We start from the raw sequence: 25,984 nt of genomic DNA, 5'->3' as shown, positions 1-25,984 counted from the left end.
TTCGGTGGCTCCCCTCGGAGGACGTACGGGCTGTTCGTTCGGCCCCCAGCCGGGTGGGAGCGCTCCCACATTAGATCATCCGGAGCCCTCCGCACCATGGAGGTGCGTTCAGGAGATGACGTGACGGGCGGTCACGCCGGGGCGTGAAGAGGGCGCGAAACCCCCGGAAAACCTTCCCGTAACGAATCCGCGTTCATCTCTTGACACCCGCACCCGGCAGGCAGCAACCTTCCGGCAACGACGTGGGAGCGCTCCCATAGACGAGGCGCACACCCCGCGACGGGTCCGGGCCGGCCGCCGCCGAGCCGCGATCAGCCGGCCGGACCCCTTGGCGCACAACGAGCACCACCTTGGACGAGGAGAGTGGAATGCGCACTTCCAGCAGCAGACGCGGGCGCCGCACGGCGATCGCGGCGGTCGCCGTCGCCGTGGCCGGCACGACCCTGCTCACCGGCTGCGGCAGCGACGGTGACGACGGCGCCAAGAGCGGCGGCACGATCACGCTGCGGGTCGGGACCTTCGGTTCCTTCGGCTACGACGACAAGACCGGCGCCAAGCTCTACGCCGAGTACGAGAAGACCCACCCCGGCATCAAGATCGAGGAATCGAACGTCGCCGACGGGCAGAAGTACTGGGACACGCTGAAGCTGCGCCTCTCCCGCAACAGCGGTCTCGCGGACGTCCAGGCGATCGAGGTCGGCTACATCGCCGAGGCGACCGGCTCCACCATGGCGAACAAGTGGGTGGACCTGGGCAAGGAGGGCGGCGCGAAGCTCGACGCCTTCCTCGACTGGAAGGTCAAGCAGGCGACCACCGCCGACGGCAGGGTGATCGGCCTCGGCACCGACATCGGCCCCATGGCCGTCTGCTACAACAAGGACCTCTTCGCCAAGGCCAAGCTGCCCACCGACCGCGACGCCGTCGGGAAGCTGTGGGCCGGCGACTGGTCCAGGTTCCTGGAGGTCGGGAAGACCTACCAGAAGAACGCGCCCGCGGGCACCGCGTTCCACGACTCGGCGAGCGGCCTCTTCAACGCGGTCGTCTCCAGCGACCCGGTGCAGTACGCCGACGCGAGCGGCAAGCTCGACTGGGAGAACAGCCCCGGCGTGAAGAAGGCCTGGGACACCGCCGTCGCGGCGGCGCAGGGCAAACTCACCGCCAAGCTGCGCCAGTTCGACGAGAAGGGCACCTGGAACGCGGCCTTCAAGAACTCGAAGTTCGCCACCGTCGCCTGCCCGAGCTGGATGACCGGCATCATCAAGGACCAGGCCGGACCGGCCAACCAGGGCAAGTGGGACATCGCCGCGCCGCCGGTGGCCGGCAACTGGGGCGGGGCCTTCCTCGCCGTGCCGAAGTCCGGGAAGCACGTCAAGGAGGCGGCCGAGCTCGCCGCCTGGCTGACCGCCCCGGCGCAGCACGCCAAGGTGTTCGCGGTCAACGGCAACATCCCCTCCTCCAAGGACACGCTCACCTCGGTCGCCGTCCAGGAGGCGAAGCTGCCGTACTTCGGCGACACCCCGGTCGGCAAGATCTTCTCCAGCGCCGCGGCCGGGATCACGCCCGCCAGCATCAGCCGCTACGACGGCCAGGTGAAGACCTTCCTCACCGACAACGGCATCCTCGACATCGAGCAGCGCGGCACCGACCCGGCCAAGGCCTGGGAGAACGTCAAGAAGCTGGTCGACGACAAGATCGACCAGTAGCGGGGGCCGCGTGCCGGTCCGCCGCCGCCTGCCGGGCGGCGGACCGGCACCGTCCGCACCAGCGCACGCATCGACCTGGAAGGACGCCCCCGTGGCCACCTCCGTCCGGGCGCGGTCCGACGGCTCCCCGCCGCCCGCCGCCCCGCCCTCCTCCCCCGGCCCGCGCGGCCGGCGCCCCGCCCCCGGCGGCTGGCGCAGCACCCTCTACCGCTGGGACCTGAAGGCGGTTCCGTACGTCTTCGTCGCCCCCTTCTTCCTCACCTTCGCCGCCTTCGGCCTCTTCCCGCTGATCTACACCGGCTGGCTCTCCCTCCACCGGGTGGAGCTCGGCGGCGGGGCCGAGTGGAAGGGCCTGGAGAACTACACCGACCTCGCGACCAGCGAGTTCTTCTGGAACGCGCTCTTCAACACCTTCACCATCGGGGTCCTCTCGACCGTCCCGCAGCTCCTCATGGCCCTGGGCCTGGCGCACCTGCTGAACTACAAGCTGCGGGGCCGCGGCTTCTTCCGGGTCGCGATCCTCGCCCCGTACGCCACCTCGATCGCGGCGGCGACCCTGGTCTTCGCCCAGCTCTTCAACACCGACTACGGGATGATCAACAGCCTCCTGGAATGGGCCGGCGTCGGCCCGGTCGACTGGGAGTCGTCCAAGTGGCCCGCGCAGATCGCCATCTCGACGATCGTGACCTGGCGCTGGACCGGCTACAACGCGCTGATCTACCTGGCCGCCATGCAGGCCGTGCCGCAGGACCTCTACGAGGCGGCGTCCCTGGACGGGGCCTCGCGCTGGCGCCAGTTCCTCAGCGTCACGATCCCCTCCATCCGGCCCACCATCCTCTTCACGATCGTGGTCTCCACCATCGGCGCCACCCAGCTCTTCGGCGAGCCGATGCTCTACGGCGGCAGCGTCGGCATCAGCGGCGGCAGCGGCAACCAGTTCCAGACGCTGAGCCTGCTGATGTACGAGAAGGGGTGGGTCACCGGCGCCCTCGGCCAGGCCTCGGCCATCGCCTGGGTGATGCTGCTGCTCCTGCTGATCGTCGGCGGCGTCCAGGCGCTCGTCTCCCGCCACAACCGCAAGAAGCTGGGGGGCTGACCTCATGGCCCGCACACTCGACACGCCCCGCCCGGCGAGCCCGGCGGCCGAACGCCCCGTGTCCGGCCGGCGCTTCCGGCAGACGGCCGGCCGGCAGCACCACGCCGGACCGCTGACGTACGTCCTGCTCGTCCTCGCCGCGGCGGTCTCGCTCTTCCCGCTGTACTGGAACGTGGTCGCCGCCTCGCACACCGGCGAGCGGGTCGTGGCGGCCCCGGCGCCGCTGCTGCCCGGCTCCCGCCTGTTCGACAACCTCACCTTCGCCTGGAACCAGGTCGACATGGGCGAGGCCCTGGTCAACACCACGATCGTGGCGAGCCTGGTGGCCGTGTCCACCGTCCTCTTCTCCACGCTCGCCGGCTTCGCCTTCGCCAAACTCCCCTTCCGGGGACGGACGATGCTGCTCTCGCTCGTGGTCGCCACGATGACGATCCCGCCGCAGCTCAGCGTCATCCCGCTCTACCAGATCGTCACGGACCTCGGCTGGGTCGACCAGCTCCAGTCCGTCGTGCTGCCCTCGCTCGTCGCCGCCTTCGGCGTGTTCTTCATGCGCCAGTTCCTCGTCGAGGCGCTGCCCGTGGAGCTGGTGGAGGCGGCCCGGATGGACGGCGCGCACAGCCTCCGGGTGATCTGGCACGTGGTCTTCCCGGTGGCCCGGCCCGCGATGGCGGTGCTCGGCATGCTGGTCTTCGTCCAGTCGTGGAACGACTTCTTCTGGCCCTTCATCGCGCTCACCCCGGACGGCAACCCCACCCTCCAGGTGGCGCTCGCCGGGCTCGGCGCGGGCAACCACAGCGTGGACCACGCCATCGTGCTGACCGGCGCCCTGATCTCCACCGTGCCGCTGCTGCTCGTCTTCGCCTTCCTCGGCAAGCACATCGTGGGCGGCATCACGGCCGGCGCCGTCAAGAGCTGACCGGCCCCTCCCCCACCACCACGTATCGATTTCGCACCAGCGTTGGGAGCTCCCTCCTATGACCGCGTCCGACACCCGGCCGCTCACCGCCGTCCGCTCGTTCCCGCCCGGCTTCCTGTGGGGCGCGGCCACCGCCGCGTACCAGATCGAGGGGGCGGCGGCGGAGGACGGCCGCACCCCGTCCATCTGGGACACCTTCTCGCACACCCCCGGCAGGGTCTTCGAGGGCCACACCGGTGACGTGGCCGTGGACCACTACCACCGGTTCCGCGAGGACGTCGCCCTGATGTCCGAACTCGGCCTGAAAGCCTACCGGTTCTCCGTCTCCTGGTCCCGGGTGCAGCCCACCGGGCGCGGTCCCGCCGTCCAGAAGGGCCTGGACTTCTACCGGGCGCTCGTGGACGAGCTGCTGGCCGCCGGGATCGAGCCGGCCCTGACGCTCTACCACTGGGACCTGCCGCAGGAGCTGGAGGACGCGGGGGGCTGGCCGGAGCGGGCGACCGCCGAGCGGTTCGCCGAGTACGCGGGGATCGTCGCGGACGCCGTCGGCGACCGGGTCTCCCGGTGGACCACGCTCAACGAGCCCTGGTGCAGCGCCTTTCTGGGATACGGCTCCGGGGTGCACGCGCCGGGCCGCACCGACCCGGTGGCCGCCCTGCGCGCGGCCCACCACCTCAACCTGGGGCACGGGCTCGCGGTCCAGGCGCTGCGGGCCGCGCTGCCGGCGGGCCGTCCGCAGCAGCTCTCCGTCTCGCTGAACCTGCACGAGGTGCGGCCGCTGACCGGCTCCGCCGGGGACCTGGACGCGGCCCGCCGCATCGACGCCGTCGGCAACCGGGTCTGGCTGGGGCCGATGCTGGAGGGCGCCTACCCGGCGGACCTGCTCGCCGACACCGCGCACCTCACCGACTGGTCCTTCGTGCGGGACGGGGACACGGCCACGGCGAAGCAGCCGCTGGACCTGCTCGCGATCAACTACTACGCGCCGACCCTGGTGTCGGAGGTCGCGGAGGGCGCCGAGAAGCCGCAGGACGACGGCCACGGCGACAGCGAGCACTCCCCGTGGCCGGGGGCGGACCGGGTCGCCTTCCACCGGGCGCCGGGCGAGCGGACGGCGATGGGCTGGCCGGTCGACGCGGGCGCGCTGTACGACCTGCTGAAGCGGGTGTCCGCCGCGTACCCCGGTCTTCCGCTGGTGATCAGCGAGAACGGGGCGGCGTACGAGGACGTGGTCGGCCCGGACGGCTCGGTGCACGACCCGGAGCGCGCCGCGTACGTGCACGCGCACCTGGAGGCGGTGCACCGGGCGCTCACGGACGGCGTGGACGTGCGCGGGTACTTCCTCTGGTCGCTGCTGGACAACTTCGAGTGGGCGTACGGCTACGCAAAGCGGTTCGGGGCGGTCCGGGTCGACTACGACACCCTGGAGCGGACGCCGAAGTCGAGCGCCCGCTGGTACGCGCGGGTGGCGCGGTCGGGCGAGCTGACGGCTCCGGACGCGGACTGACGCGGAGACGCCCCGAGGGCCGTGCCGATGACCGGCACGACCCTCGGGCTTTCCTGACGTGACGTCAGATGTCGATCACCCGGTAGCCGATGACGTAGACGCCGCCGGAGCCCTCGACGGTGCGCCACTGGGTCTCGGCGCCGGCCTCGGAGCCGGTGACCAGGGTGGCGCCGAGCTTGTCGTCGCCGCTGGTCGAGTCGTAGTCCCACAGGGTCAGGGTGCGGGCCTGCTGCTTGCCCAGCACGAGAGCCGCGCTGCTGTTGCCGTCGGCCATGGAGCGGACGTAACCGGTGCCCATGGTCTGGTACTTGAGGCTGCCGCCGGGCCAGACCTTGACGGCGTTGCCGTTGGCGTCGGTGATCTTGAGGTAGGCCTCGTCGTGGTCGCCCTCGCTGTTCTTCTGGCAGTGCAGCTCGACGAGCTCGATCTTCACGTAGTCGATCGGCTCGGCGTGCGCGGTGCCGGCGAAGGCGCCGAGGCTGCCGAGTCCGAGCAGGGCGGTGGCGGCCAGTCGGACGGCTCGGTTCTTGCGCATGTGGTTGTCCCCCCACACATCGGGTCACTGGTGTGACGTGGAGTCCGGTCCGCCGTGGTGGCGGTCCCGGTGTGCCGTTCCCCCCGGCACGACTCCACTGTGCCCGGCTCCCCCGGCCGGGTTCTACGCGCGTTCCGCTGGCCGGAACGGAGCCGCCTCAAGGCCTTCTCAGGGGACGAGGGCGGCCGACGGGGCCGGTCTCCGCCGGCCGCCGCCGGCGAGCGCGCGGGTGATCGCGGCCCCGGCCCCGGCGGCGGCGTGGGCCAGCGCGTCGAGCCGGCGGCCCGCCGGGACCATGGCGGCGAGCGCGGCGACCGTGCGCCCGTCCGGGGCGCGGACCGGCAGCGAGGCGCAGCACACCCCTTCCATCACGTCCTCCCGGTCGAGGAAGGCGCCGCCCCTCAGGGGTCCCCGCAGGGCCCGGCCGGCGGCGGTGTCGAGCCGGAACGCGAGTCCGTTCCGTACGGGGAGGAGGGGTTCCAGGTCGCCCGGGACCGAGCCGACCGTGAGCGCCGTCTCCTCGCGCAGGACGACCAGGACGACGCTCGCGCCGGTGGCGGCCCGCAGGCGCTGGAGCGGCAGTCGGGCGGCGGGGCGGAGGCCGGGGTGCGGTTCCCAGGCCTGGCCGAGGCGGTAGAGCTGCGGGCCGACCCGGTAGCGGTTTCCGGCCCGTTCGACGGCGCCGACGCCGATCAGCTGGTCGAGCAGCCGGTGGACGGTGCCCTTGGGCACTCCGCAGGCGAGCGCCAGTTCGGTCACCCCGGCCTCGTCGCCGCTGCGGCGGAGGGCGTCGAGCAGGGCGAACGCCCCTTCGAGCACGCCCCGGCCGCGCGGAGCCCCCTCCTGCGCGTCCCGTGTCGCGGCCGTCCCGGTGCCGGTCGTCCCCGTTCCCTTGCCCGTGTCCATGAGTCCCCCTCACTTCGTACGCCCGGCCGCGGTCCCCCGACGGCACGGCTCCGGGCACGCCTTCCACCATGCCGTAGACCGGACGTTCCGGCGAAGGGGCTCGGACCGCGCGTCGTGGCGCGAACGGGCGGTTGTCCGACACATCCCCTCTAGGGTGTGCGCTCATGAACGACGCTCTTCCGCCCGTTTCCCGGTCGCGCCGTCGGCGGACCACCGGCTTCACCGCCGGGGCCTTCGCCGTGGCGGCGGTCGCGACCGTGTTCGCGACCGCTCCGTCCCGGCCCTCTCCCCCGTCCCCGCCCTCTCCCGCGTCCTCGCCGTCCGCGTCCCGCCCCCCGGAGCGGGACGCCAAGGCGCCGGGGAATCCCTGGATCCGCCCCGCCGGGGCTCCGTTGACCGTGTTCGCCCACCGGGGGGCCTCCTCCGCCGCGCCCGAGAACACGCTGGTCTCCGACGAGGTCGCCCGCCGGGGCGGGGCGGGGTGGATCGAGAACGACGTCCAGCCGAGCAAGGACGGCGTGCCGTACGTCCTGCACGACGCGACCGTCGACCGGACGACCGACGGCACGGGCCCGGTCCGGTCCCTGACCTCCGCCCAACTGGACGCCCTGGACGCGGGCTCCTGGTTCGCCCCGGCCTACGCCGGCGCCCGCGTCCCGACCCTGGCCGCCCAGCTGGCGGACCTCCGGGAGCGCGGCGGCAACCTGCTCCTGGAGATCAAGGGCGGGCACAGCCGCGCCGAGGTGGACCGGATCGTGCGGGAGGTCCGGGAGCAGGCCATGACGCGCCGGGTCTTCGTCCAGAGCTTCGACGTCCCCTCCCTGCGGTACGCGCACGAGCTGGCGCCCGAACTCCCGCTCGGCCTCCTGCGCGACACCCTGGACGCCGATCCGGTCGCGCTCGCGCAGGAGCTGGACCTCGCCGCGTACAACGTCTCCCACGTCGCCCTGGCCCAGCGGCCGGAGGTGGTCGGCGCGCTGCACGCGGCGGGCGTGGCGGTGAACGTCTGGACGGTCGACGCCCCCGCCCGCTGGAAGGCCATGGACGACCTCGGGGTGGACGGGATCATCACCAACCGCCCGACGGAGCTGGGGGGTTGGACGGCAGGACGGAGCGCGGGCCAGGCCTAGGAGGAGGCGGAGGGCGTGACCCTGATGTCGTCGACGAAGGCCCGGACCATGATCGCGTGGGTGAAGACGACGGTCCCGGGCTTGATCAGGCCGCCCTCGCCGCCGTCGCCCACGACCTGGACCGTGCGCTCGCCGAGGAAGGTCAGGGTCCTGCTGTCGAAGATCCACTCGGTGCGCTGTCCGCTGAACTCGTCGAGCCGCGCGACCGCGACGCCCTTGCGGCCGGCGGCGTCGGTGGCGCTGTCGACCGTGACCACGCCGGGGATCCTCGCGGCGGCCCGGTAGAGCGCCGCCGTGAGTTCGGGGGTCGGCCAGCTCTCGGTGAGCAGGTCGCCGATGGTGGTGAAGGCCTGCTGGTCCTTGCCGTTGCCCTGGCCCTCGGTCTCCTCGTAGATCTTCCGCAGCAGCTCGTCCGGGTCGGTGGGCAGGGTGGCGAGGTAGTCGTGCGAGGGCCCGCCGAGGTGCGGCTCCGGCACGTTCCCCTGCTCGTCGGTGCCCTCCAGGGTGATGCCCTCGGGGCCGGTGTTGCCGGGCTCGATCAGCCAGCCCTTGCGGCCGTCGGGGGACCGCCAGGACTGCCGGGTGTGCAGGGGCTCGCCGACGAGGGTGCTGACGTCGTCGACGGTCTTCACGTACGTGGAGGCGCTCCGCGTCTCGATGTAGACGTACTGCCCCGCGCGGGGGCGCGGGGCCTCGGCACCGGCGGCGGCGAGCGAGATGCGGTCGAGGAGGCGGGGCGCGCCGTGGGCGTCGACGGCGCCGACGCGGGTGGTGAGGGCGGGTCCGGTGGCACGGTCGTCGCCGGTGGCCGGGGTTCCGCCCGGTGCGAGGACGAGGACGCCGACGACGAGCGCCCCGGCCAGCGCGGTCGCGGCCGGCAGGAGGACGGCCTTCCGCAGGAGGGGGTTGCGGGGTGCGCGGGGGGCGGCGGCGCGGCGGTCTTCGTGGATCCGGTTCATCAGGCGCTCCTTGTGGAACTGGTGGCGGCCCGGGGGAAGGTCTCGTTCCCCGATCGCCGGGAGGACGGCCGAGGGGTCCCCGGTCTCGTGCCGGTTCGCCGTACGGGGTTCGGTCGGTTCGGGGTTCACCGGGTTCCTTCCTGCGCGGGCCGGACCGCGTTCACGCGATCACCTGTTGTCTGTCGGGAGCGGGGGGCGGGTTCCCGTTCTCGCGGGTCGAGTTGTTTTCCCTCCCGGGCGAGTTCGGTCTCGGCGCCGTCGCGGAGCCTGGCGCGGGCGCGCGAGAGCCGGGAGCGGACGGTGCCGACGGGGACGCGCAGGGCGCGGGCCACCTCGGTGTAGGCGAGGCCCTCCCAGAGGCAGAGGACGAGGACCTCGCGTTCGGTGCGGCGCAGCGTGCCGAGCGCCCGCAGGGTGGCGGCGATGCGGCGGCGGTCGTCGAGCCGCCCGGCGACCTCGGGGGCGTGGTCGGGCACGGAGGCCTCGGGGACGGCCGCGGCGTACGCGGCGGCGGCCGCCCGGTAGCGGCGGTTGCCCCGGCAGTGGTTGCGGGCCACGTTGGTGGCGACGCCGAGCAGCCAGGGGCGGAGCGATCCGCCGTCGGGGTCGACCTTGTTCCGGAGCCGCCACGCCTCCAGGAAGGTCGCCGCCATGACGTCCTCGGCGACCGACCAGTCGCCGGTCAGCCGGAAGGCGTGGTTGTAGACGCTCCGGGCGTGGGTGTCGAAGAGTTCGGCGAAGGCCGACGGGTCCCCGTCCCGGATGCGTGCGCGCGTGTCGGTGTTCACGTCTGTGGTCTGTCCGGCCCCCGGGGCGGGTTCCCGTGAGCCGGGTCACACCGGGTCACATCACGTCAGGAGGACGTGCGGGCGCCCAAGGAGGGGTCGTCGAGCTCGGCCAGGAGGTCCGGGTTGACCACGCGCAGGATCGTCGCGATCCGGTCGGGGTCGGCGGCGGGCCAGAGGACGGCGCGGGCCGCGCGGTACTTGGCGGCGAGCCGTTCCCGCTGCTCGGGCGGGAGTCCGGCGGACCGGTCGGTGCGACTGTTGTGCGCGTTGTCGGCGATCTTCACGAGGGTGGCGTCGGGGTCGGCGGTGATCCGCCGGATCTTCTCCTCGTACGTGAGGTCGGGCCGGTTGGTGACGGCTTCGACCAGGGCGACGACCCGGTCCGGGATCCCGGCGGCAAGGAGCCGCTCCGCCGTCCAGTCGGTGTCCTCGACGACGTCGTGCAGCAGACCGGCCATGGCCAGGTCCGGGCCGAGGGGCGCCAGGCCGGCCGCGACCGCGCGGACGTGTTCGACGTACGGGACGCCGGTCTTGTCGACCTGTCCGGCGTGCGCGCGGTCGGCCAGTGCGTCCACCTCGGCGAGAGTCTTCATGCCCCCATCATCGCGGGGCGCGGCGGACGGCGGCGCGGCGGGCCCCGGCCCCTCGACACATGTTCGTCACACGGGAACGGGAATGCCGGTCCGGGAAGGGCCCGTTGCCGGGTGCATGACTCTCGGAGCAACGCTCGGCTCGACCTCACGACAGCTTCCGATCGACGACACGGTGCGGCTCGCGCGGGAGGCGCGCGACGCCGGCCTGCACTCCGCGTGGTTCGGCCAGTCCTTCGCGTACGACTCGCCCTCGCTCGCCGCGATCGTCGGGCGCGAGGTGCCGGGCCTCCAGGTCGGGACGGCGGCGATCCCGGTCTTCGGCCGGCACCCGCTGCTCGTCTCGTCCCAGGCGCAGACGGCGCAGGCCGCCACCGGCGGCCGCTACCAGCTCGGGCTCGCCCTCGGCACCCGCCATCTGACCGAGACCGGCTTCGGCCTCCCGTACGAGCGGCCGATCGGGCTGCTCAGGGAGTTCCTGACCGCTCTGCGGCCGCTGCTCGAAACGGGCAGCGCCGACTTCCACGGGGAGTTCCTGACCGCCACGACCCCCTACTCGGCGTCGGTGCCGGGCGCCGAGCCGCCGGTGCCGGTCCTGGTCGCCGCGATGGGGCCGCAGGCGCTGCGGGTCAGCGGTGAACTCGCCGACGGCATCCTGCCGTTCCTGGCCGGACCCCGGGCGCTCGCCGAGCACGTCGTCCCGGCGCTCCGTGCCGCCGCCGAGGCGGCGGGCCGTCCCGCGCCCCGGGTCGTGGCCCTCGTGCCGGGCGTGGTCACGTCCGACGCGGACGCCGTGCGGGAGACCGCGGCCGAGGCCCTCGCGCTCTACGAGCGGATCCCCTCCTACCAGCGGGTGATCGAGCTGTCGGGGGCCGAACGGGCCGCCGACCTGGCCCTGATCGGCGACGAGGAGACCGTCGCCGCGGGGATACGGAGCTACCGCGAGGCGGGGGCGACGGAGGTGGTGCTCACCGCGACGGAGCTGAACGGCGAGGAGGACCGGCGCCGCACCTGGAGGCTGCTCGGGGAGCTGAACCGGGCCTGACGCCCGTCCGGACGAGCAGGGTCTGGCGCCCGTCCGGACGAAACGAGCAGGGTCTGGCGCCCGTCCGGACGAACGACCCCTAGCGCCTGTCCGCCGGGGCCCGTTCCGGTGCGGCCCCGCCCTCTCCCTCGGTGTCCAGGTGCGGCAGGATCCGGGCCGGCCGGTGCGGTGTCCACCAGGCGTGCCGGCCGAGGAGGGTCATCACGGCGGGGACGAGCAGCAGGCGGACCGCGGTGGCGTCGATGAGGACGCTGGCGGCGAGGCCGAGGCCGAGCATCTTGACGACGATGTCGTCGGAGACGACGAAGGCCGCGAAGACGCTGACCATGATGAGCGCGGCGCAGGTGATGACCCGGGCGGTGATCTCCTGGTGCGGTCGTCGGCCTCGGGGCGGGCCGGTTCGCCGAGGGTGCCGCCGTACTCGACGGTGACGCCGGCGTCGCGGAGCGGCTGGACGGCCGTGTCGACGCCGTTCAGGTGGCCGGCGCCGAGGGTGGAGGGCTGCACGTCGAAGCGGACGGTGATGTAGGCGGTCTTGCCGTCCTTGGAGAGCGGCCCGGTGCCGGGGGTCCCGGCGGGGGTGGCGGGCGGGGTGGTGCCCGGTGGTGGCAGCGGGTTCTGGGCGCCGAGGACGTCGGGCAGCTTCTCCAGGGCGGTGACGGTGGAGTCGACGGCGGACGCCTCGTCGGTGAGGGGGCCGGAGGGCCGGTTCAGGACGATCTGGGCGCCGTAGCCGCCGGCCGCGGGATCGTGGGCCTTGAGGACGTCGAGGCCTTGGGCGGACTGGACTCCGGGGAGGTCGAAGTCGTCGGAGCACTGGCCGCCGACGGCCCGGTCGAGGAGCTGGAGGCCGACCATGGCGGCCAGCCACAGGGCGATGACGACGACGAAGTGGCGGGCGCACCAGTGACCCGTGCGGTACAGGGCGCCTCTCCGCGGTGACGGCCGGCCCTCGGCCGGGCTTCCTGCGTTCATGGCGTGGCCGTGTCCCGGTAGGGGGTCCCCGAGCGGTTCCGGCGCCGACGGCGTGCGGGCCGACTCGTCCATTCCTGGTCCGCGACCGCGCTTCGGCATCTCGGCGGGGCGGAGGCGGGGACGGTCCGGTCAGGTCAGCAGGCGGTTGGTGTGGGAGGAGCGGCGGGCGGCGGCGAGGAGGGCGTGGATGCGGGGGCCCGCCTCGTCGATGTCGGTGACGGGGGTGGGGAAGGGCAGCCGGGCGTCCTGGTGGCCGGTGGGGTGTTCGAGGCGCAGGGTGATGCCGTAGCGGTCCAGGGCGACGGGGAGGGCGCGGACCATGTCCCGGTCGGGGCGCGGCCGGACGAGGCGGAGCAGCAGGGGGACGAGTTCGGCGTGGTCGTCGACCAGGTGGGTGAGCATGGCCGCCTCGCAGGTGGCCATCGGGTCGGGTGCGGTCGCCTGGAGTTCGTCGAGCGCGACGAAGGTGCGTCCGTCGGCGTCCTCCAGGAGGGCCTGGCCGAACTCCATGCAGGTGCTCCGGGTGGCCTCGGACTCGTAGGGGGCGTCGAGGAGTCCGGTGAGGGTGACGCGGGCGCGGAGGCGGTCGCGGACCGGGGTGGGGGCGATGTCGGTGAGTTCGAGGCGTACGGGGAGGCGGGCGGCCCTTCCGGTGGGGCAGTCCTCGGAGGGGTCGTGCAGGTGGATGTGGCCCATCGGTCCCGTGCCGTCGAGGCGGTGCACCTCCTGCTCGCCGCCGTCGGTGACGACGGTCATGGAGTGGGCCGCGGTCAGGATCGAGCGCACGCGTTCGGCGGGGGTGGGGCGGGCGGCGCGGGTGCTGGAGGGGCGCATGCGAGTTCTCCCGGAGCAGGGGACGGAAAGACCGGAGTCCAAACTTAGGCAAGCCTAACCTAACTCGCAAGGGGTGAAGAGAAGAAGGTCACAGTCGTGCGCTCTCCTGCTCGCTTGTCGATCTCCCCTAGCATCCGAAACATGACGGTCCTGCCTGACGACGGGCTCTCCCTGGCGTCCGAATTCCCAGACGCGCCACATGAGCAGTGGCAAAACCTCGTGGCGGGCGTCCTGCGCAAATCGGGCAAGGAGGTCTCCGGCGCCGAAGCCGAGGACGCCCTGTCCACCCTGCTGGAGGACGGCCTCGACACGCGCCCGCTGTACACCGCGCGCGACGCCGCGCCCGACCCCGGCCTCCCCGGCTTCGCGCCCTTCGTGCGCGGCGGCCGGGCCGAGGGCAACACCACCGGCGGCTGGGACGTGCGCCAGCGCCACCTGACCGCCGACAACGACGCGGTCCTCTCCGACCTGGAGAACGGCGTCACCTCCCTCTGGCTGGGCGTCGGCGGCACGGGCATCCCGGTCGACGCCCTGGACCGGACCCTCGACGGCGTCTACCTCGACCTCGCGCCCGTCGTCCTCGACGCGGGCGACGAGACCGCGGCCGCCGCCGAGCGCCTCCTGCGCCTGTACGAGGAGCGGGGCGTCGCCCCGGACGCGGCCCGGGGCAACCTGGGCGCGGACCCGCTGGGCCACGAGGCCCGCACGGGCCGGCAGGCGTACGACCTCGCGTCCGTCGCCGGCCTCGCGCGCCGCTGCGCCGACGGGTACCCGGGTCTGCGGGCCCTGACCGTGGACGCCCTGCCGTACCACGAGGCGGGCGGCTCGGCCGCGCAGGAGCTGGGCTGCTCCCTCGCGACGGGCGTGGCCTACCTGCGCGGGCTCACCGAGGCCGGGCTGAGCGTCGCGGAGGCCCTCGGGCAGGTCGAGTTCCGTTACGCGGCCACCGCCGACCAGTTCCTGACGATCGCCAAGCTCCGCGCGGCGCGCCGGCTCTGGGCCCGGGTGGCCGAGGCCTCCGGCGCCCCGGAGGCGGGCGCGCAGCGCCAGCACGCGGTGACCTCGCCGGTGATGATGACCCGCCGCGACCCGTGGGTGAACATGCTGCGCACCACGATCGCCACGCTCGCCGCCGGGGTCGGCGGCGCGGAGAGCGTCACCGTGCTGCCCTTCGACGACGCGCTCGGCCTGCCGGACGCCTTCGCCCGCCGCATCGCCCGCAACACCTCCACCGTCCTCATCGAGGAGTCCCACCTCGCCCGGGTCGTCGACCCGGCCGGCGGCTCCTGGTACGTGGAGCGGCTCACCGACGAACTGGCCCACGCCGCCTGGGAGTTCTTCCGCACGATCGAGCGGGAGGGCGGCCAGGAGGCCGCCCTGCGCTCCGGCTTCACCGGTGAGCGCCTGGCCGCGACCTGGGCCGCCCGGAGCAAGAAGCTCGCCACCCGCCGCGAACCGATCACCGGCGTCAGCGAGTTCCCGCACCTCGCCGAGAAGCCCGTCGAGCGCGCCCCCGCGCCCGAGCCGCCCTCCGGCGGACTGCCCCGCGTCCGGCGCGACGAGGCGTACGAGGCGCTGCGCGCCCGCTCCGACGCCCACCTCGCCGCGACCGGCGCCCGGCCCCGGGTCTACCTGGCCGCGCTCGGCCCGGCGGCCGCGCACTCGGCCCGGCTGACGTTCGCCGCCAACCTCTTCCAGGCGGGCGGCATCGAGCCGGTCACCGGGGGCACGTTCGAGGAGAGCGGCGCCCGCGAGGCCTGCCTCTGCTCCAGCGACGCGCTGTACGAGGAGCGGGCGGAGGAGACCGCGGCCGGGCTGCGCGCGGCGGGGGCGGAGCACGTCCTCCTCGCCGGCCGCCCCGCGCGGTACGCCGGTGTCGACACGTACCTCTTCGCGGGCTGCGACGCCGTCGCCCTCCTCTCCACCGCCCTCGACCGCATGGGAGTGTCCCGATGACCGTCCCCGACTTCTCCGGGATCGAACTCGGAGCCCCCAGCGCCGCCGGCGGCCCCGACGAGTGGCGCACGGCCGTCAAGAAGGCGGCCGGCGGCGACGACCTGCTCTGGGAGACCCCGGAGGGCATCGGCGTCAAGCCGCTCTACACCGGGCAGGACCTGGAGGGCCTCGACTTCCTGGACACCCGCCCGGGCATGGCGCCGTACCTGCGCGGCCCGTACCCGACGATGTACGTCAACCAGCCCTGGACGATCCGCCAGTACGCGGGCTTCTCCACCGCCGAGGAGTCCAACGCCTTCTACCGGCGCAATCTGGCGGCCGGGCAGAAGGGCCTGTCGGTCGCCTTCGACCTGCCGACCCACCGCGGCTACGACAGCGACCACCCGCGCGTCACCGGCGACGTCGGCATGGCGGGCGTCGCCATCGACTCGATCTACGACATGCGCCAGCTGTTCGACGGCATCCCGCTGGACAGGATGACGGTGTCGATGACGATGAACGGCGCCGTCCTGCCGGTCCTCGCGCTCTACATCGTGGCCGCCGAGGAGCAGGGCGTACCGCCCGAGAAGCTGGCCGGGACCATCCAGAACGACATCCTCAAGGAGTTCATGGTCCGCAACACGTACATCTATCCGCCCGGCCCTTCGATGCGGATCATCTCCGACATCTTCGCGTACACCTCGCAGCGGATGCCGCGCTACAACTCGATCTCCATCTCGGGCTACCACATCCAGGAGGCGGGCGCGACGGCCGACCTGGAGCTGGCGTACACGCTCGCGGACGGCGTCGAGTACATCCGCGCGGGCCGCGAGGCCGGGCTCGACGTGGACGCGTTCGCCCCGCGCCTGTCGTTCTTCTGGGCGATCGGCATGAACTTCTTCATGGAGGTCGCCAAGCTGCGCGCGGCCCGCCTCCTGTGGGCCAAGCTGGTGAAGCAGTTCGACCCGAAGAACACCAAGTCGCTCTCCCTGCGGACCCATTCGCAGACCTCCGGCTGGTCGCTGACCGCGCAGGACGTGTTCAACAACGTCACCCGCACCTGCGTGGAGGCGATGGCGGCGACCCAGGGCCACACCCAGTCGCTGCACACCAACGCGCTCGACGAGGCCCTCGCCCTGCCGACCGACTTCTCGGCGCGCATCGCCCGCAACACCCAGCTCCTCCTCCAGCAGGAGTCGGGCACCTGCCGGACCATCGACCCGTGGGGCGGCAGCGCGTACGTCGAGCGGCTGACCTACGACCTCGCGCGCCGCGCCTGGCAGCACATCCAGGAGGTCGAGGGCGCCGGCGGCATGGCGAAGGCCATCGACGCGGGCATCCCCAAGCTGCGCGTGGAGGAGGCCGCGGCCCGCACCCAGGCCCGGATCGACTCCGGCCGGCAGCCGGTGATCGGCGTCAACAAGTACCGGGTGGAGACCGACGAGCAGATCGACGTGCTCAAGGTCGACAACTCCTCCGTGCGCGCCCAGCAGATCGCCAAGCTGCGGCGGCTGCGCGAGGAGCGGGACGAGACCGCCTGCCGGGACGCGCTCGACGCGCTCACCCGCGCGGCGGGCGGCGACGGCAACCTCCTCGAACTGGCCGTGGACGCGGCCCGCGCGAAGGCCACCGTCGGCGAGATCTCGGACGCCCTGGAGAAGGTGTACGGGCGCCACGCGGGTCAGATCCGTACCATTTCCGGTGTGTACCGCAACGAAGCCGGCGAGTCCCCCTCCGTGGAGCGCACCCGGACCCTGGTCGACGCCTTCGGCGAGGCCGAGGGACGGCGTCCGCGCATCCTGGTCGCCAAGATGGGCCAGGACGGCCACGACCGCGGCCAGAAGGTGATCGCCACGGCCTTCGCCGACCTGGGCTTCGACGTGGACGTCGGCCCGCTGTTCCAGACCCCGGCCGAGGTCGCCCGCCAGGCCGTCGAGGCGGACGTGCACATCGTCGGGGTCTCCTCGCTGGCCGCGGGTCACCTGACCCTCGTGCCGGCGCTCCGGGAGGAGCTGGCGGCGGAGGGCCGCGAGGACATCATGATCGTGGTCGGCGGGGTGATTCCCCCGCAGGACGTGGCGACGCTCCTGGAGATGGGCGCGGCGGCGGTCTTCCCGCCCGGCACCGTCATCCCGGACGCGGCCCACGACCTGGTGACGCGCCTCGCCGCCGGACTCGGGCACGACCTGTGATCGGACTCGACACGTACGTGAAGGGGGTGCTCGACGGGAAGCGCGCGCTGATCGCCCGGGCGATCACCCTCGTCGAGTCCACCCGGCCCCAGCACCGGGCCCTCGCCCAGGAGCTGCTCACCGAGCTGCTGCCGCACAGCGGCCGGGCGGTGCGGATCGGGATCAGCGGGGTGCCCGGGGTCGGCAAGTCGACCTTCATCGACGCGTTCGGCACGATGCTGACCGGGCTCGGCCACCGGGTGGCGGTCCTCGCCGTCGACCCGTCGTCGAGCCGTACGGGCGGCTCCATCCTCGGCGACAAGACGCGGATGGAGCGGCTCGCCGTCGACCCGGCGGCCTTCGTCCGCCCCTCCCCCACCGCCGGCACGCTCGGCGGGGTCGCGAAGGCGACCCGGGAGTCGATCGTCGTCATGGAGGCGGCGGGGTACGACGTGGTCCTGGTGGAGACGGTGGGCGTCGGGCAGTCGGAGACGGCCGTCGCCAACATGGTCGACTCCTTCCTGCTGCTCACCCTGGCCCGCACCGGCGACCAGCTCCAGGGCATCAAGAAGGGCGTCCTGGAGCTGGCCGACGTGGTCGCCGTCAACAAGGCGGACGGCCCGCACGAGCGCGACGCGCGGGCCGCCGCGCGCGAACTGGCGGGCGCGCTGCGGCTGATGCACGGCGCCGACGCGTTCTGGACGCCGCCGGTGCTCAGTTGCAGCGCCCGGGAGTCCTCGGGCCTCGACGAGGTGTGGGGGCGCCTGGAGCAGCACCGCGCCCTGCTCGACTCGACCGGCCGCCTCACCGCCAAGCGCCAGGACCAGCAGGTCGACTGGACCTGGACCATGGTCCGCGAGGAGCTCCTCGACCGGCTGCGCACGAACCCGGCGGTCCAGGAGCTCGCACCGCTCCTGGAGCGACAGGTCAGGGACGGCGAACTGACGGCGACGCTGGCCGCCGAGCGCGTCCTGAAGGCGTTCGGGGACTCCGCCCAGGGCCTGCCCGGCGGGAACGACCGACGCCGGGGGTGACGGGACCGTAGGAGGTCGGTCCGGTCGCCCCCGGCGCGTTCCGGTGGCGCGGCCCCGGTCAGACCCGGTCGGCCGCGATCAGGACGTACTGGAAGGAGCCGTCCTTGTACGACTCGATGAACGCCTCCTCGATGCCGGTGACCAGGGACGACGTGGCCCGCAGCTCCCAGTAGGGCAGGGTCGCCGGGGTCAGGTCGACGACGGCCTGCGGGACGAGCCGGTTGTCGGCCATCGCCCGCAGGTACTCCCGGCGGGAGTGGATGTTGCACTCGAAGTGCGCGTTGATCTGCGAGACCCACTTCGACGGCTGGCCGTACTTCGGGTTCCAGCAGCCGGTGACGGTGACGTACCGGCCGCCGACCTTCAGGAACCGGGCGTGCTCGGCGAAGAGGTCGTCCAGGTCGACGTACATGCTCGACTCGTTGTTCCAGGAGGCGGCGACGCTGCCCTTCTCGAACGGGGTGTCGAGCATGTTGCAGACGCGGGCGCGGACGTGGTCCTCGATGCCCAGCTCCTTCGCGCGCCGGTTGCCGAACTCGGCCTGCGCGGAGGAGAGGGTGACGCCCTCGACCCTGCAGCCGAAGCGCTGGTGGGCCATGACGCTCGAACCGCCCCGGCCGCAGCCGGCGTCGACGAGGGTGTCCTCGTGCCCGATGTCCCCGAGGTGGTCGAGGAGGACGTCGGTCTGCGCCGACTCCAGGCGGTGCAGTTCGGCGACGAGCCTCTTCTCGTACGCGGCGTCCTCCGGGTCCCCGAGGGCGTCACGGTCGACGTCGCCGACGCCGTAGTGGTGGTGGTAGAGCCCGTCGACGTCGCCGAGGCGCAGGTTCACGGGCCGGGCCTCGGCGTTCCAGTAGCGCGCGATGTCGCCCTGGTAGGGGGTCGCGGGGCCGGGGACGAACGCGGCGGCGGTGGTCGTGTCGGTGCTGGTCACTGAGGTTTCCGTTTCTTACCAGAAGTCGGGCAGGCTGTAGCGGTAGGTGTTGGTCCGGTGCCAGTGGTGGTTGCCGTCGACCCACACGGCCACGCCCCGCAGGAAGCGCAGCACGCTCGGGACGGGGCAGGCGGCGGCCAGGGCGGCGGCCTCGGCCTCGAAGTCGCGCATGAGGTCGTTGTGGACCTCGATCGCCTTCAGGTAGGCGTCCTTCTCGGAGAGCGACTCGCGCTCGGCGAGCACCACGGGCAGGTTCAGGTGGCGGCCCGGACTGTCGAGTTCCTTGGTGTACGAGTACAGGTCGTTGACGATGGTGCTGGCGTTGCCGGCGAGGGCGAGGACCCGCTGCATGGCCGGCTGGGCGTGCAGGTCGGCGGGGAGTTCGTAGCCGCCGACGGTGTCGGTGATGGTGGGGCAGGGGCGGAAGTTGTTGAACTGCCGCATCGCGAGGTACTCCCACACCTCCGGCAGGTGGTCGGTCTCGGCCCAGGCGGCCTCGGCGAGGTAGCCCAGGTGCAGCCGGGCCATGTCGTGCCGGTACCGGTCGGCCTGGGAGGGGGTGGCCTGCCGGACGAAGTACTCCATGGCGGAGCGGTACGCGCGCCGGGGGGCGTCCGCGTGGAGCGAGTCCGCCCACTGCGCCTGGTAGGCCGACGTGGTGTGCAGCGGGTCGAGGGCGGTGTGGGCGAGGAGGAGGCGGCCGCCGAGTCCGACGGGGGAACCGCCGTGGTCCTCGCAGTAGCAGTCGTCGACCGCGTTCTCGGCGACCATGAGGCGGGTGGCGACCATCAGGTGGTCGACGGTCGGTGCGTCGGGGTGGCAGGCGACCATGTAGCGGCCGACCAGGAAGCCGTCGAACTCCCCCTCCCAGTCCTCGGGGAACAGGTCGACCTCGTCGACCGCCCACTCCTTGATGCGGCGGCTGACCTCCGCCACGCGCGCGGGATCGGGCTCCGGCACCGGGTGGAAGTAGAGGCCGGGGATCGGCCGCCCCTCCGCCGGATCCGCCGGCTTCCGCGGTGCGGGGGGTTCCGCGCGCGGGACCAGGGAGAGACCCGCCGTGCCCAGACCACTGGGACCGCGCAGGATCCGTTCGAGGACGGGCCGGGGCGGGGGTTCGGGGACGGCGGAGGCAGCGGAAGCGGCGGGTGCGGTGGGAACTGCGGATGCCGTGGGGACTGCGGGGGCGGCGGGGACGGTGGGGGCGGTGGGCAGGGTGAGCGCGTGGGACGCGGCCGTGGGCAGGCTCGACCGCAGGGGGGAGGGCCCGGGCTCGGGCATCCGTGACTCCTTGGAGGGGTGGGCGGGCCGCCCGGTTCCGGGCGTGCTCGCCCGGCCCGGGGCTCCGGGCCGTGCTGGACGGGCGGGTGCGCGGGGCGCCGGGGCCTCAGCGCCTGCGGGCGATCTCCACGTTCTCCAGGACACCGAGCGCGTTGGGCGCCAGGACGGCGGCGGAGTAGTAGGCGGTGACCAGGTAGGAGATGATCGACTTCTCGTCGATGCCCATGAAGCGGACCGAGAGGCCCGGTTCGTACTCCTCCGCCAGGCCGGTCTGCCACAGGCCGATGACGCCCTGGGCGTCCTCGCCGGTGCGCAGGGCGAGGATCGAGCTGGTGTTCTCCGCGCTGATGGGGATCTTGTCGCAGGGCAGGATCGGGACCCCGCGCCAGGACCGGACGCGCCGGCCGTCGAGGTCGACGTGGTCGGGATAGATGCCGCGGGCGTTGAGCTCGCGCCCGATCGCCGCGATCGTGCGGGGGTGGGCGAGGAAGAACCTGGTGCCCCGGCGGCGGGTGAGCAGTTCGTCGAGGTCGTCCGGGGTGGGCGGGCCGGAGTGCGGCTGGATCCGCTGCTTGAAGTCGGCGTTGTGGAGGAGGCCGAACTCCCGGTTGTTGATCAGCTCGTGCTCCTGGCGCTCGCGCAGCGCCTCGACGGTGAGCCTGAGCTGTTCCTCGGTCTGGTTCATCGGACCGTTGTAGAGGTCGGCGACGCGGGTGTGGACCTTGAGGACGGTCTGGGCGACGGAGAGTTCGTACTCGCGCGGCGCGAGTTCGTAGTCGACGAAGGCGCCCGGCAGCGCGACCTCGCCGGTGTGGCCGGACGACATCGGGATCGCGGCCTCGCCGTACTTGTTCTTCGGCAGGTGGGCCCGGGAGCCGAGCTCCCGGACATGGGCCCGGAGGCCGGGTGCCGAGGCCAGGACGGCGGCGAAGTCGGTGCGGGAGAGGGTGAGCAGGGTGCCGGCGGTCTCGGCGGTGGCGGTGCGGCCCCAGCCGGCGTCGGCGTCGAGGAGGGCGCTCTCGCCGAAGTGGTCGCCGTCGGCGAGGACGGCGACGGTGTCCTCGCCGCCGTACTTGCCCGGGCAGGTCTGGCCGATCCGGCCGTGGGCGATCAGGTGGAGTCCCTCGGCGGGGTCGCCGTGCCGGGCCAGCACCTCGCCGGCGCGGAAGTCGCGCTGGACGCACCGGGCGGCGAGCGCGGTCAGCACCTGCTCGTCGTCGAAGCCGCGCAGGAGGGCCAGTTCGCCGAGTTCGCGCGGGATGACCCGGACCCGGGCGCCGTCCTGGACGAACTCGACGCGCCCGTCGCCGACGGTGTGGCTGAGCCGGCGGTTCACCCGGTAGGCGCCGCCCCTGGTCTCCACCCAGGGAAGCATCCGCAGCAGCCAGCGGGAGGTGATCTCCTGTGTCTGCGGGGCGGACTTGGCGGTGTGGGCGAGCCTGCGGGCGGCCGCGGTGCTCAGACTGGACTGCCTGGGCGGCGCGAGCCGCGCTTCCGGGCGGTCGTCAACGGTCATCGGGCGGGCTCTCTTCCACGAAGGCGGTGATCGGCGCCCGGGCGCGTCACACCGCCGCAAGGAGAAACGGGGTGCGGGGATCCGGCGGTTCGCCCTGATCCCGGGGAACAGTAACGGCCGACGCACCCGGCCCACCCCATGGGAACGGGGCCTTTACCTCCATGCAGTGATCTTGGTCCGAACAGGGTTTACCTGCCCGAACGTAGGTTTTCGAGCCATCCGCTCGCGTGTCGGCCAGCGGCCGGGGTCAGCGCCCCAGCCGGGCGTCCAGCCACTGGAGGACCTCGGGGGTCACCGGGTCGGTGATGTCGGCGAACTCCTCGTGCTTCTTCAGGAACTTCGCCACGTACGGGCAGACGGGGACGATGCGCAGTCCGGAGGCGCGCACGTCGGCGAGGGCACGCTCGACGAGGATTCCGGCCAGGCCCCGGCCCGCGTGGGCGTCGTCGACCTCGGTGTGGAAGAAGACCCGCCGGTCGTCGCGGTCGCGGTAGGCCGTCAGACCGGCGCGCTCGCCGTCGACGAGGATCTCGTAGCGGTGCCGGGCGTCCACGCGGCGTACGTCGGGGGCGGAGGCCTGCTGGGTCATGGGGGTGCCTTTCGGATGGCGGGGAGGGAAGAGCGGGGGCGGTCGGGCGTCAGCGGTACGCGCCGAGGGCGTCGTTCATGTGGGTGAGGACGCGGAGGGCGGCGCGCAGGTCGTCGGGGTCGAGGAGCGGCAGCACCTCCTCGCGCTCCCGGTCGAACGCCGCGTCACCGCGCCGCACCAGGCCGGTGCCGGCCGGAGTGAGGCGGACGGCGTTCTCGCGGCGGCTGTGCGGGGCCGGCCGGACCTCCACGAGGCCGGCGGAGACCGCCTGGTCGATCTGGCGGCTGACGGTGCCCTTGGTCAGGCCGAGCCGGTCGGCGACCTGCTGCTGGTTGAGCGTCCCGGGGTGGGCGTCGATGACGGAGAGGACCAGGAACTGCGCCAGGGAGATGCCCAACTCCCGCTGGAACAGCGCCTCTCCGTTGCGGTCCATCAGACCCGCGACCCGGCGGGTGAGGTACCAGAGCGTGGCCAGGTCGTCGGGCAGCGGCGGCTGGTTGTCCATGCGGGCAGGGTATCCCAGGTGTTTGACAGACAACCGTTTCAACTGCAACCGTTGCCGTCGAAACGGTCCTTCGTCCTCCGGGAGTCCCCGTGCGCGTCCTGCTGGTCCTCGACCACCCCTACACCCTCGCCTCGGCCGAGAACGTGCCGCACCGGCGCAGCTTCACCGCCGCCGTCGCGGCCGCCGCCGTGCGCGGAGCCACCGCGGCCGGACACGAGGTGGACGTCATCGACCTGGCCGCCGACGGGTTCTCGCCCGTCATGACCCGGGAGGACCTCGTCGCCTGGCGCCGGGGCGCCGTGGTCGATCCGCTGGTGGGCGACTACCAGCGGCGGCTGCTGGCCGCCGACCACCTGGTGTTCGCCTTCCCGGTGTGGTGGGAGGCGATGCCGGCGGGCACCAAGGGCTTCCTCGACCGGGTGCTCACCAAGGGCGTGGTGTTCGCCGAACGGCCCGGCGCCAAGGGCAATCCGTTCCGCAACCTGATGCCGCGCCTCGGCGGGGTCACCGTCCTGTCCGTCATGACCACCCCGGACAAGGCCTACCGCTGGTGGTACCGCGACCCGCTGACCAAGATCCTCTTCAGGGGCACCTTCGGCAAGATCGGCGTCGGGAACCTGCGGTGGGTCAACTTCGACCGCGTCGCCGGGAAGACCCCGGAGCAGCGCCGGCGGCTGCTCGACGCCACCGAGAAGCGGTTCGCCGCCCTCGCCCCGGGCCGGGGAGGAGCCTCCGCCCGCAAGGGTCCGCTCGCCCGCGGGAGTTCGCTCACCCACAGCGGTACGTGAAGGTCCCCTCGGCCGCGCGGGCGGCGGGCGACGTGATCACCAGGCGCGCCACGGCCCGGTGGGTGCCGGGTCCGCGGAAGGTCCACAGGAGGTGGAGCCGGGCCTCCTCCTGCCCCCGGGCCAGGGTCTCGCGCAGGGGCGCGGACCGGGTCCCGTCGCTGCGTTCCCAGTGGTACGTCAGGGTGCCGGGCCGGCCGTCGGTGCGCACGACGCCCACGACGTCGGCCGTGCCGTCGCAGCCCAGCGGGCTCCCGGGGGCGGTGACGGCGACGTCCCGCACCGCCGCCCGGGGGCCGTACTCCCGCCAGGCGAGGAAGAGCAGGACGGCGGCCAGGACCAGCGCGGCGGGGACGTAGCGGCGGAGCCTCCGGGGGCGGGCCGGGCGGGGCAGCGGGGTGCCCGGCAGGGTGCCGTGCCAGATCTGGACCGCGGTGGGGGTGTTCCCGGCGCGGCGGGCGGCGGCCGCGGTCACCCCCGGCCCGAAGCGCAGGACCTCGCCCTCCCGCCGGTCGGGCACCGGGTCCGGCACCGGACCCTCGAACCAGTGGCTGCCGAGTTCGGTGGCGCTGTAGTCGTCGTCGTTCACGAGATCACGCACCGTCGGACGAAGACCTGCTGGAGGGAACCGCCGTTCGCGGCGGCCGGGTCGGTGGTCGCGCGCGCTCCCCAGGAGCAGCCCGAGCCCCGGAAGGCGTGCGGGAGCGTCAGGGTGTACCGGGTGTCCCCTTCGCGCCGGACGGTCTCGGAGCCGTCCGGCGCGCCCGGCGATCCCTTCTCGTCGCCGGTGAACCACTCGACGAGGAGCGTCACCGGTCCCGTGCCGTCCGTCGTGATCTCGACGGTGGCCTCGCCGGTGGTGGACCCGGTCTGCCGCAGACCCGTGACGGAGACGGCCGTCACGGAGACGGGCGGGGTGGTCGGAGCCGTGGTGGGCGGGGTGGTGGGCGGCGTGGTCGGCGGTGCCGACGGAGGTTCCGTGGTCGGGGTGGGCGGGGTGCCCGGATCGGACGGGGCGGACGGGGCGGTCGGGGTGCCGTCCGTCGGGGAAGGGGTGTCCGGCGGGGCGGAGGACTCCGGAGCCGTCGGAGTCGGTGTCGGAGTCGCAGTCGCAGTCGGTGTGGGCGTGGGCACGGATGCCGAGGGGGAAGGGGAGGGCGCGACCGGCGCGGTGTCCGTCGTCGCGAAGGCCTGCGCGGCCCGGTCCCCGTCCGGCTCCCCTCCCCCGGCCCGTGCTGCGAGGGCGAGCAGCAGCGCCAGGACGAGCGCGGCCGCCCCGGCGGGCAGGCCGCGGGGGAACCGGCGCCGGAGGCGCGGCGCCTTCGGCCGGGTGAACGTGGTCGTGGCGAGCGCGGTCGCGCCCCGGGCCGTACCGCCGGAGGAGGGGAAGAGCAGCGGCAGGAGCGCGGCGAGGGCCGCCAGGCGGCCCCGGCCCCGCTCCTCCCAGTCCGGGCCGTACGCGGCCGTGGCGACCGACTCCAGCTCGCCGACGAACGCGGCGGCGTTCTCCGGGCGTTCGTGCGGCACCTTGGCGAGGCCCCGCCGGATGAGCGGGCGCAGCGGCTCCGGCGCCTCCCCGTCGGGGACGGGGGCCTCCAGGTGCTGGAGGGCGAGCTCGGCGAAGTTGTCGCCCGCGAAGGGCTTGCGTCCGGTCAGGCACTCGAAGAAGGTCGCGGTCGCCGCGTAGACGTCGGCAGCCGGGGAGGCGGGGGCGCCGTTCCACTGCTCGGGCGCCATGTAGGCGGGCGTCCCGGCGACGCCGGGCCTGCTGTCGCGTCCGGTCGCGATCCCGAAGTCGACCAGCTTGGACGACCCGTCGGCGGCGACCAGGACGTTCTCGGGCTTGTAGTCGCGGTGCACGACGCCCGCCCGGTGGGCGGCGGCGAGGCCCAGGAGCGAGCCCTTGAGCACCACGAGCGCGGCCTCGGGGCCGGTCGCGCCCTCCCGGGACAGGAGGGCGCGCAGCGCGACGCCGTCCACCAGCTCCATCACGATGGCCGCGCCCGTCGGCGCCTCGACGTACTCGTGGAACCCGACGACGTACGGGCTGTCCAGCGAGCCGAGCACCCGGGCCTCGGACCGGAAGCCGTGGACGAACGCCCCGTCCGAACGCAGCCGCTCCCCCAGGTACTTCACGGCCACCGGCGTGCCGGTCGCGTCGTGCACGGCGAGCACCACGCGCCCGCCGGCGCCCGCCCCCAGTTCCCGGGTCTCCGTGTACCCCGGGACCACCCACGCGCTCATTCCCGT

Annotated in this window: 24 protein-coding genes and 1 pseudogene; 10 read left to right on the top strand and 15 right to left on the bottom strand. The window is 73.5% G+C overall.

Going from position 1 to position 25,984, the window contains the following annotated elements; translation table 11 throughout:
- The first annotated feature begins 368 nt into the window (after window positions 1–368).
- From ACIP5O_RS20990 to ACIP5O_RS20975, 4 genes are all read left to right on the top strand, one after another.
- Window positions 369–1,703, top strand: coding sequence for an ABC transporter substrate-binding protein (locus ACIP5O_RS20990; protein ID WP_401295396.1), 1,335 nt, complete (start codon window positions 369–371; stop codon window positions 1,701–1,703).
- Window positions 1,704–1,794: 91 nt separating this feature from the next.
- The gene (locus ACIP5O_RS20985; RefSeq protein ID WP_401295394.1) at window positions 1,795–2,799 is read left to right on the top strand and encodes a carbohydrate ABC transporter permease; all 1,005 of its coding nucleotides are present in this window, start codon (window positions 1,795–1,797) and stop codon (window positions 2,797–2,799) included.
- Window positions 2,800–2,803: 4 nt separating this feature from the next.
- A complete protein-coding gene (locus tag ACIP5O_RS20980) occupies window positions 2,804–3,715 on the top strand; it encodes a carbohydrate ABC transporter permease (RefSeq protein ID WP_401295392.1) in 912 nt (303 codons plus the stop codon).
- 58 nt (window positions 3,716–3,773) lie between these two features.
- Complete coding sequence (locus ACIP5O_RS20975; RefSeq protein WP_401295390.1) at window positions 3,774–5,222, top strand: GH1 family beta-glucosidase; 1,449 nt, start codon at window positions 3,774–3,776, stop codon at window positions 5,220–5,222.
- Window positions 5,223–5,286: 64 nt separating this feature from the next.
- Here ACIP5O_RS20975 and ACIP5O_RS20970 read toward each other — a convergent pair whose 3' ends face one another.
- On the bottom strand, window positions 5,287–5,757 hold the full coding sequence (locus ACIP5O_RS20970) for a hypothetical protein (protein WP_356547973.1): 471 nt from the start codon (window positions 5,755–5,757) through the stop codon (window positions 5,287–5,289).
- A gap of 168 nt (window positions 5,758–5,925) precedes the next feature.
- Window positions 5,926–6,663 carry an IclR family transcriptional regulator gene (locus ACIP5O_RS20965; protein WP_401295387.1) on the bottom strand — a complete coding sequence of 246 codons (738 nt, stop codon included), beginning with the start codon at window positions 6,661–6,663 and terminating at the stop codon, window positions 5,926–5,928.
- A gap of 164 nt (window positions 6,664–6,827) precedes the next feature.
- Between ACIP5O_RS20965 and ACIP5O_RS20960 the strand changes: the two genes are divergently transcribed.
- On the top strand, window positions 6,828–7,793 hold the full coding sequence (locus ACIP5O_RS20960; RefSeq protein ID WP_401295385.1) for a glycerophosphodiester phosphodiesterase: 966 nt from the start codon (window positions 6,828–6,830) through the stop codon (window positions 7,791–7,793).
- Here ACIP5O_RS20960 and ACIP5O_RS20955 read toward each other — a convergent pair.
- The 3 genes from ACIP5O_RS20955 to ACIP5O_RS20945 form a co-directional block, all read right to left on the bottom strand.
- Window positions 7,790–8,881 carry a CU044_5270 family protein gene (locus ACIP5O_RS20955; protein WP_401295383.1) on the bottom strand — a complete coding sequence of 364 codons (1,092 nt, stop codon included), beginning with the start codon at window positions 8,879–8,881 and terminating at the stop codon, window positions 7,790–7,792. The two genes, ACIP5O_RS20960 and ACIP5O_RS20955, sit on opposite strands and share 4 nt — an antisense overlap.
- On the bottom strand, window positions 8,878–9,540 hold the full coding sequence (locus tag ACIP5O_RS20950) for an RNA polymerase sigma factor (RefSeq protein WP_401295381.1): 663 nt from the start codon (window positions 9,538–9,540) through the stop codon (window positions 8,878–8,880). Before ACIP5O_RS20950 ends, ACIP5O_RS20955 begins: the two co-directional genes overlap by 4 nt.
- Before the next feature lie 65 nt (window positions 9,541–9,605).
- Window positions 9,606–10,133 (bottom strand): HD domain-containing protein, encoded by a 528-nt coding sequence (locus ACIP5O_RS20945; RefSeq protein ID WP_401295379.1) that lies wholly within the window; start codon window positions 10,131–10,133, stop codon window positions 9,606–9,608.
- Between the two features lie 115 nt (window positions 10,134–10,248).
- Between ACIP5O_RS20945 and ACIP5O_RS20940 the strand changes: the two genes are divergently transcribed.
- Complete coding sequence (locus tag ACIP5O_RS20940; RefSeq protein ID WP_401295377.1) at window positions 10,249–11,175, top strand: TIGR03564 family F420-dependent LLM class oxidoreductase; 927 nt, start codon at window positions 10,249–10,251, stop codon at window positions 11,173–11,175.
- A 79-nt stretch (window positions 11,176–11,254) separates the two neighbouring features.
- Here ACIP5O_RS20940 and ACIP5O_RS20935 read toward each other — a convergent pair whose 3' ends face one another.
- From ACIP5O_RS20935 to ACIP5O_RS20925, 3 genes and pseudogenes are all read right to left on the bottom strand, one after another.
- Window positions 11,255–11,503 (bottom strand): MMPL family transporter, encoded by a 249-nt coding sequence (locus ACIP5O_RS20935; protein WP_401295375.1) that lies wholly within the window; start codon window positions 11,501–11,503, stop codon window positions 11,255–11,257.
- Between the two features lie 140 nt (window positions 11,504–11,643).
- A pseudogene (locus tag ACIP5O_RS20930) lies at window positions 11,644–12,033 on the bottom strand (MMPL family transporter); the annotation flags it as partial.
- 246 nt (window positions 12,034–12,279) lie between these two features.
- On the bottom strand, window positions 12,280–12,984 hold the full coding sequence (locus tag ACIP5O_RS20925; protein ID WP_401295374.1) for a DUF2470 domain-containing protein: 705 nt from the start codon (window positions 12,982–12,984) through the stop codon (window positions 12,280–12,282).
- Between the two features lie 141 nt (window positions 12,985–13,125).
- Between ACIP5O_RS20925 and ACIP5O_RS20920 the strand changes: the two genes are divergently transcribed.
- From ACIP5O_RS20920 to meaB, 3 genes are read left to right on the top strand one after another with little or no spacing between them, the layout of a single operon-like run.
- Window positions 13,126–14,940: a methylmalonyl-CoA mutase family protein gene (locus tag ACIP5O_RS20920; RefSeq protein ID WP_401295372.1), complete on the top strand. Its 1,815-nt coding sequence runs from the start codon at window positions 13,126–13,128 to the stop codon at window positions 14,938–14,940.
- Window positions 14,937–17,111 carry a methylmalonyl-CoA mutase gene (gene scpA / locus ACIP5O_RS20915; RefSeq protein ID WP_401295370.1) on the top strand — a complete coding sequence of 725 codons (2,175 nt, stop codon included), beginning with the start codon at window positions 14,937–14,939 and terminating at the stop codon, window positions 17,109–17,111. Before ACIP5O_RS20920 ends, scpA begins: the two co-directional genes overlap by 4 nt.
- Entirely contained in the window at window positions 17,108–18,124 is a 1,017-nt protein-coding gene (gene meaB / locus ACIP5O_RS20910) for a methylmalonyl Co-A mutase-associated GTPase MeaB (protein WP_401295368.1), read from the top strand. The genes scpA and meaB overlap by 4 nt, the downstream gene beginning before the upstream one ends.
- A gap of 58 nt (window positions 18,125–18,182) precedes the next feature.
- Here the strand turns inward: meaB and ACIP5O_RS20905 are convergent, their stop codons facing one another.
- The 5 genes from ACIP5O_RS20905 to ACIP5O_RS20885 form a co-directional block, all read right to left on the bottom strand.
- Window positions 18,183–19,058, bottom strand: coding sequence for a geranyl diphosphate 2-C-methyltransferase (locus ACIP5O_RS20905; protein ID WP_401295366.1), 876 nt, complete (start codon window positions 19,056–19,058; stop codon window positions 18,183–18,185).
- A 15-nt stretch (window positions 19,059–19,073) separates the two neighbouring features.
- Entirely contained in the window at window positions 19,074–20,339 is a 1,266-nt protein-coding gene (locus ACIP5O_RS20900; RefSeq protein WP_401295364.1) for a family 2 encapsulin nanocompartment cargo protein terpene cyclase, read from the bottom strand.
- A gap of 106 nt (window positions 20,340–20,445) precedes the next feature.
- Window positions 20,446–21,855, bottom strand: coding sequence for a family 2B encapsulin nanocompartment shell protein (locus tag ACIP5O_RS20895; RefSeq protein WP_401295362.1), 1,410 nt, complete (start codon window positions 21,853–21,855; stop codon window positions 20,446–20,448).
- Between the two features lie 247 nt (window positions 21,856–22,102).
- Window positions 22,103–22,444, bottom strand: coding sequence for a GNAT family N-acetyltransferase (locus ACIP5O_RS20890; RefSeq protein ID WP_401295360.1), 342 nt, complete (start codon window positions 22,442–22,444; stop codon window positions 22,103–22,105).
- 49 nt (window positions 22,445–22,493) lie between these two features.
- A complete protein-coding gene (locus tag ACIP5O_RS20885; protein ID WP_401295358.1) occupies window positions 22,494–22,949 on the bottom strand; it encodes a MarR family winged helix-turn-helix transcriptional regulator in 456 nt (151 codons plus the stop codon).
- An 89-nt stretch (window positions 22,950–23,038) separates the two neighbouring features.
- Here ACIP5O_RS20885 and ACIP5O_RS20880 point away from each other — a divergent pair, with 89 nt between their 5' ends.
- Window positions 23,039–23,737 carry an NAD(P)H-dependent oxidoreductase gene (locus ACIP5O_RS20880; RefSeq protein WP_401295356.1) on the top strand — a complete coding sequence of 233 codons (699 nt, stop codon included), beginning with the start codon at window positions 23,039–23,041 and terminating at the stop codon, window positions 23,735–23,737.
- Here ACIP5O_RS20880 and ACIP5O_RS20875 read toward each other — a convergent pair.
- Complete coding sequence (locus tag ACIP5O_RS20875) at window positions 23,718–24,335, bottom strand: hypothetical protein (protein WP_401295354.1); 618 nt, start codon at window positions 24,333–24,335, stop codon at window positions 23,718–23,720. The two genes, ACIP5O_RS20880 and ACIP5O_RS20875, sit on opposite strands and share 20 nt — an antisense overlap.
- Window positions 24,320–25,978, bottom strand: a complete 1,659-nt coding sequence (locus ACIP5O_RS20870) for a serine/threonine-protein kinase (protein ID WP_401295352.1) — start codon at window positions 25,976–25,978, stop codon at window positions 24,320–24,322. Before ACIP5O_RS20870 ends, ACIP5O_RS20875 begins: the two co-directional genes overlap by 16 nt.
- Between the last annotated feature and the right edge of the window lie 6 nt (window positions 25,979–25,984).

This window comes from Streptomyces sp. NPDC088915, assembly GCF_044749825.1.
Taxonomy (GTDB): Bacteria; Actinomycetota; Actinomycetes; order Streptomycetales; family Streptomycetaceae; genus Streptomyces.
The sequence above is the reverse complement of the archived record's forward strand: the minus strand, read 5'-3'. Positions and strand labels throughout refer to the sequence as shown.

What these genes read in the sequence shown, in the direction of transcription:
- ACIP5O_RS20925 (WP_401295374.1), bottom strand. Translation starts at nt 12,984, where the DNA reads ATGCGCCCCTCCAGCACCCGCGCCGCCCGCCCCACCCCCGCCGAACGC.
- ACIP5O_RS20975 (WP_401295390.1), top strand. Translation starts at nt 3,774, where the DNA reads ATGACCGCGTCCGACACCCGGCCGCTCACCGCCGTCCGCTCGTTCCCG.
- ACIP5O_RS20900 (WP_401295364.1), bottom strand. Translation starts at nt 20,339, where the DNA reads ATGCCCGAGCCCGGGCCCTCCCCCCTGCGGTCGAGCCTGCCCACGGCC.
- ACIP5O_RS20940 (WP_401295377.1), top strand. Translation starts at nt 10,249, where the DNA reads ATGACTCTCGGAGCAACGCTCGGCTCGACCTCACGACAGCTTCCGATC.
- ACIP5O_RS20965 (WP_401295387.1), bottom strand. Translation starts at nt 6,663, where the DNA reads ATGGACACGGGCAAGGGAACGGGGACGACCGGCACCGGGACGGCCGCG.
- ACIP5O_RS20980 (WP_401295392.1), top strand. Translation starts at nt 2,804, where the DNA reads ATGGCCCGCACACTCGACACGCCCCGCCCGGCGAGCCCGGCGGCCGAA.
- scpA (WP_401295370.1), top strand. Translation starts at nt 14,937, where the DNA reads ATGACCGTCCCCGACTTCTCCGGGATCGAACTCGGAGCCCCCAGCGCC.
- ACIP5O_RS20895 (WP_401295362.1), bottom strand. Translation starts at nt 21,855, where the DNA reads ATGACCGTTGACGACCGCCCGGAAGCGCGGCTCGCGCCGCCCAGGCAG.
- ACIP5O_RS20870 (WP_401295352.1), bottom strand. Translation starts at nt 25,978, where the DNA reads ATGAGCGCGTGGGTGGTCCCGGGGTACACGGAGACCCGGGAACTGGGG.
- ACIP5O_RS20890 (WP_401295360.1), bottom strand. Translation starts at nt 22,444, where the DNA reads ATGACCCAGCAGGCCTCCGCCCCCGACGTACGCCGCGTGGACGCCCGG.
- ACIP5O_RS20960 (WP_401295385.1), top strand. Translation starts at nt 6,828, where the DNA reads ATGAACGACGCTCTTCCGCCCGTTTCCCGGTCGCGCCGTCGGCGGACC.
- ACIP5O_RS20945 (WP_401295379.1), bottom strand. Translation starts at nt 10,133, where the DNA reads ATGAAGACTCTCGCCGAGGTGGACGCACTGGCCGACCGCGCGCACGCC.
- ACIP5O_RS20920 (WP_401295372.1), top strand. Translation starts at nt 13,126, where the DNA reads ATGACGGTCCTGCCTGACGACGGGCTCTCCCTGGCGTCCGAATTCCCA.
- ACIP5O_RS20885 (WP_401295358.1), bottom strand. Translation starts at nt 22,949, where the DNA reads ATGGACAACCAGCCGCCGCTGCCCGACGACCTGGCCACGCTCTGGTAC.
- ACIP5O_RS20990 (WP_401295396.1), top strand. Translation starts at nt 369, where the DNA reads ATGCGCACTTCCAGCAGCAGACGCGGGCGCCGCACGGCGATCGCGGCG.
- ACIP5O_RS20970 (WP_356547973.1), bottom strand. Translation starts at nt 5,757, where the DNA reads ATGCGCAAGAACCGAGCCGTCCGACTGGCCGCCACCGCCCTGCTCGGA.
- ACIP5O_RS20935 (WP_401295375.1), bottom strand. Translation starts at nt 11,503, where the DNA reads ATGGTCAGCGTCTTCGCGGCCTTCGTCGTCTCCGACGACATCGTCGTC.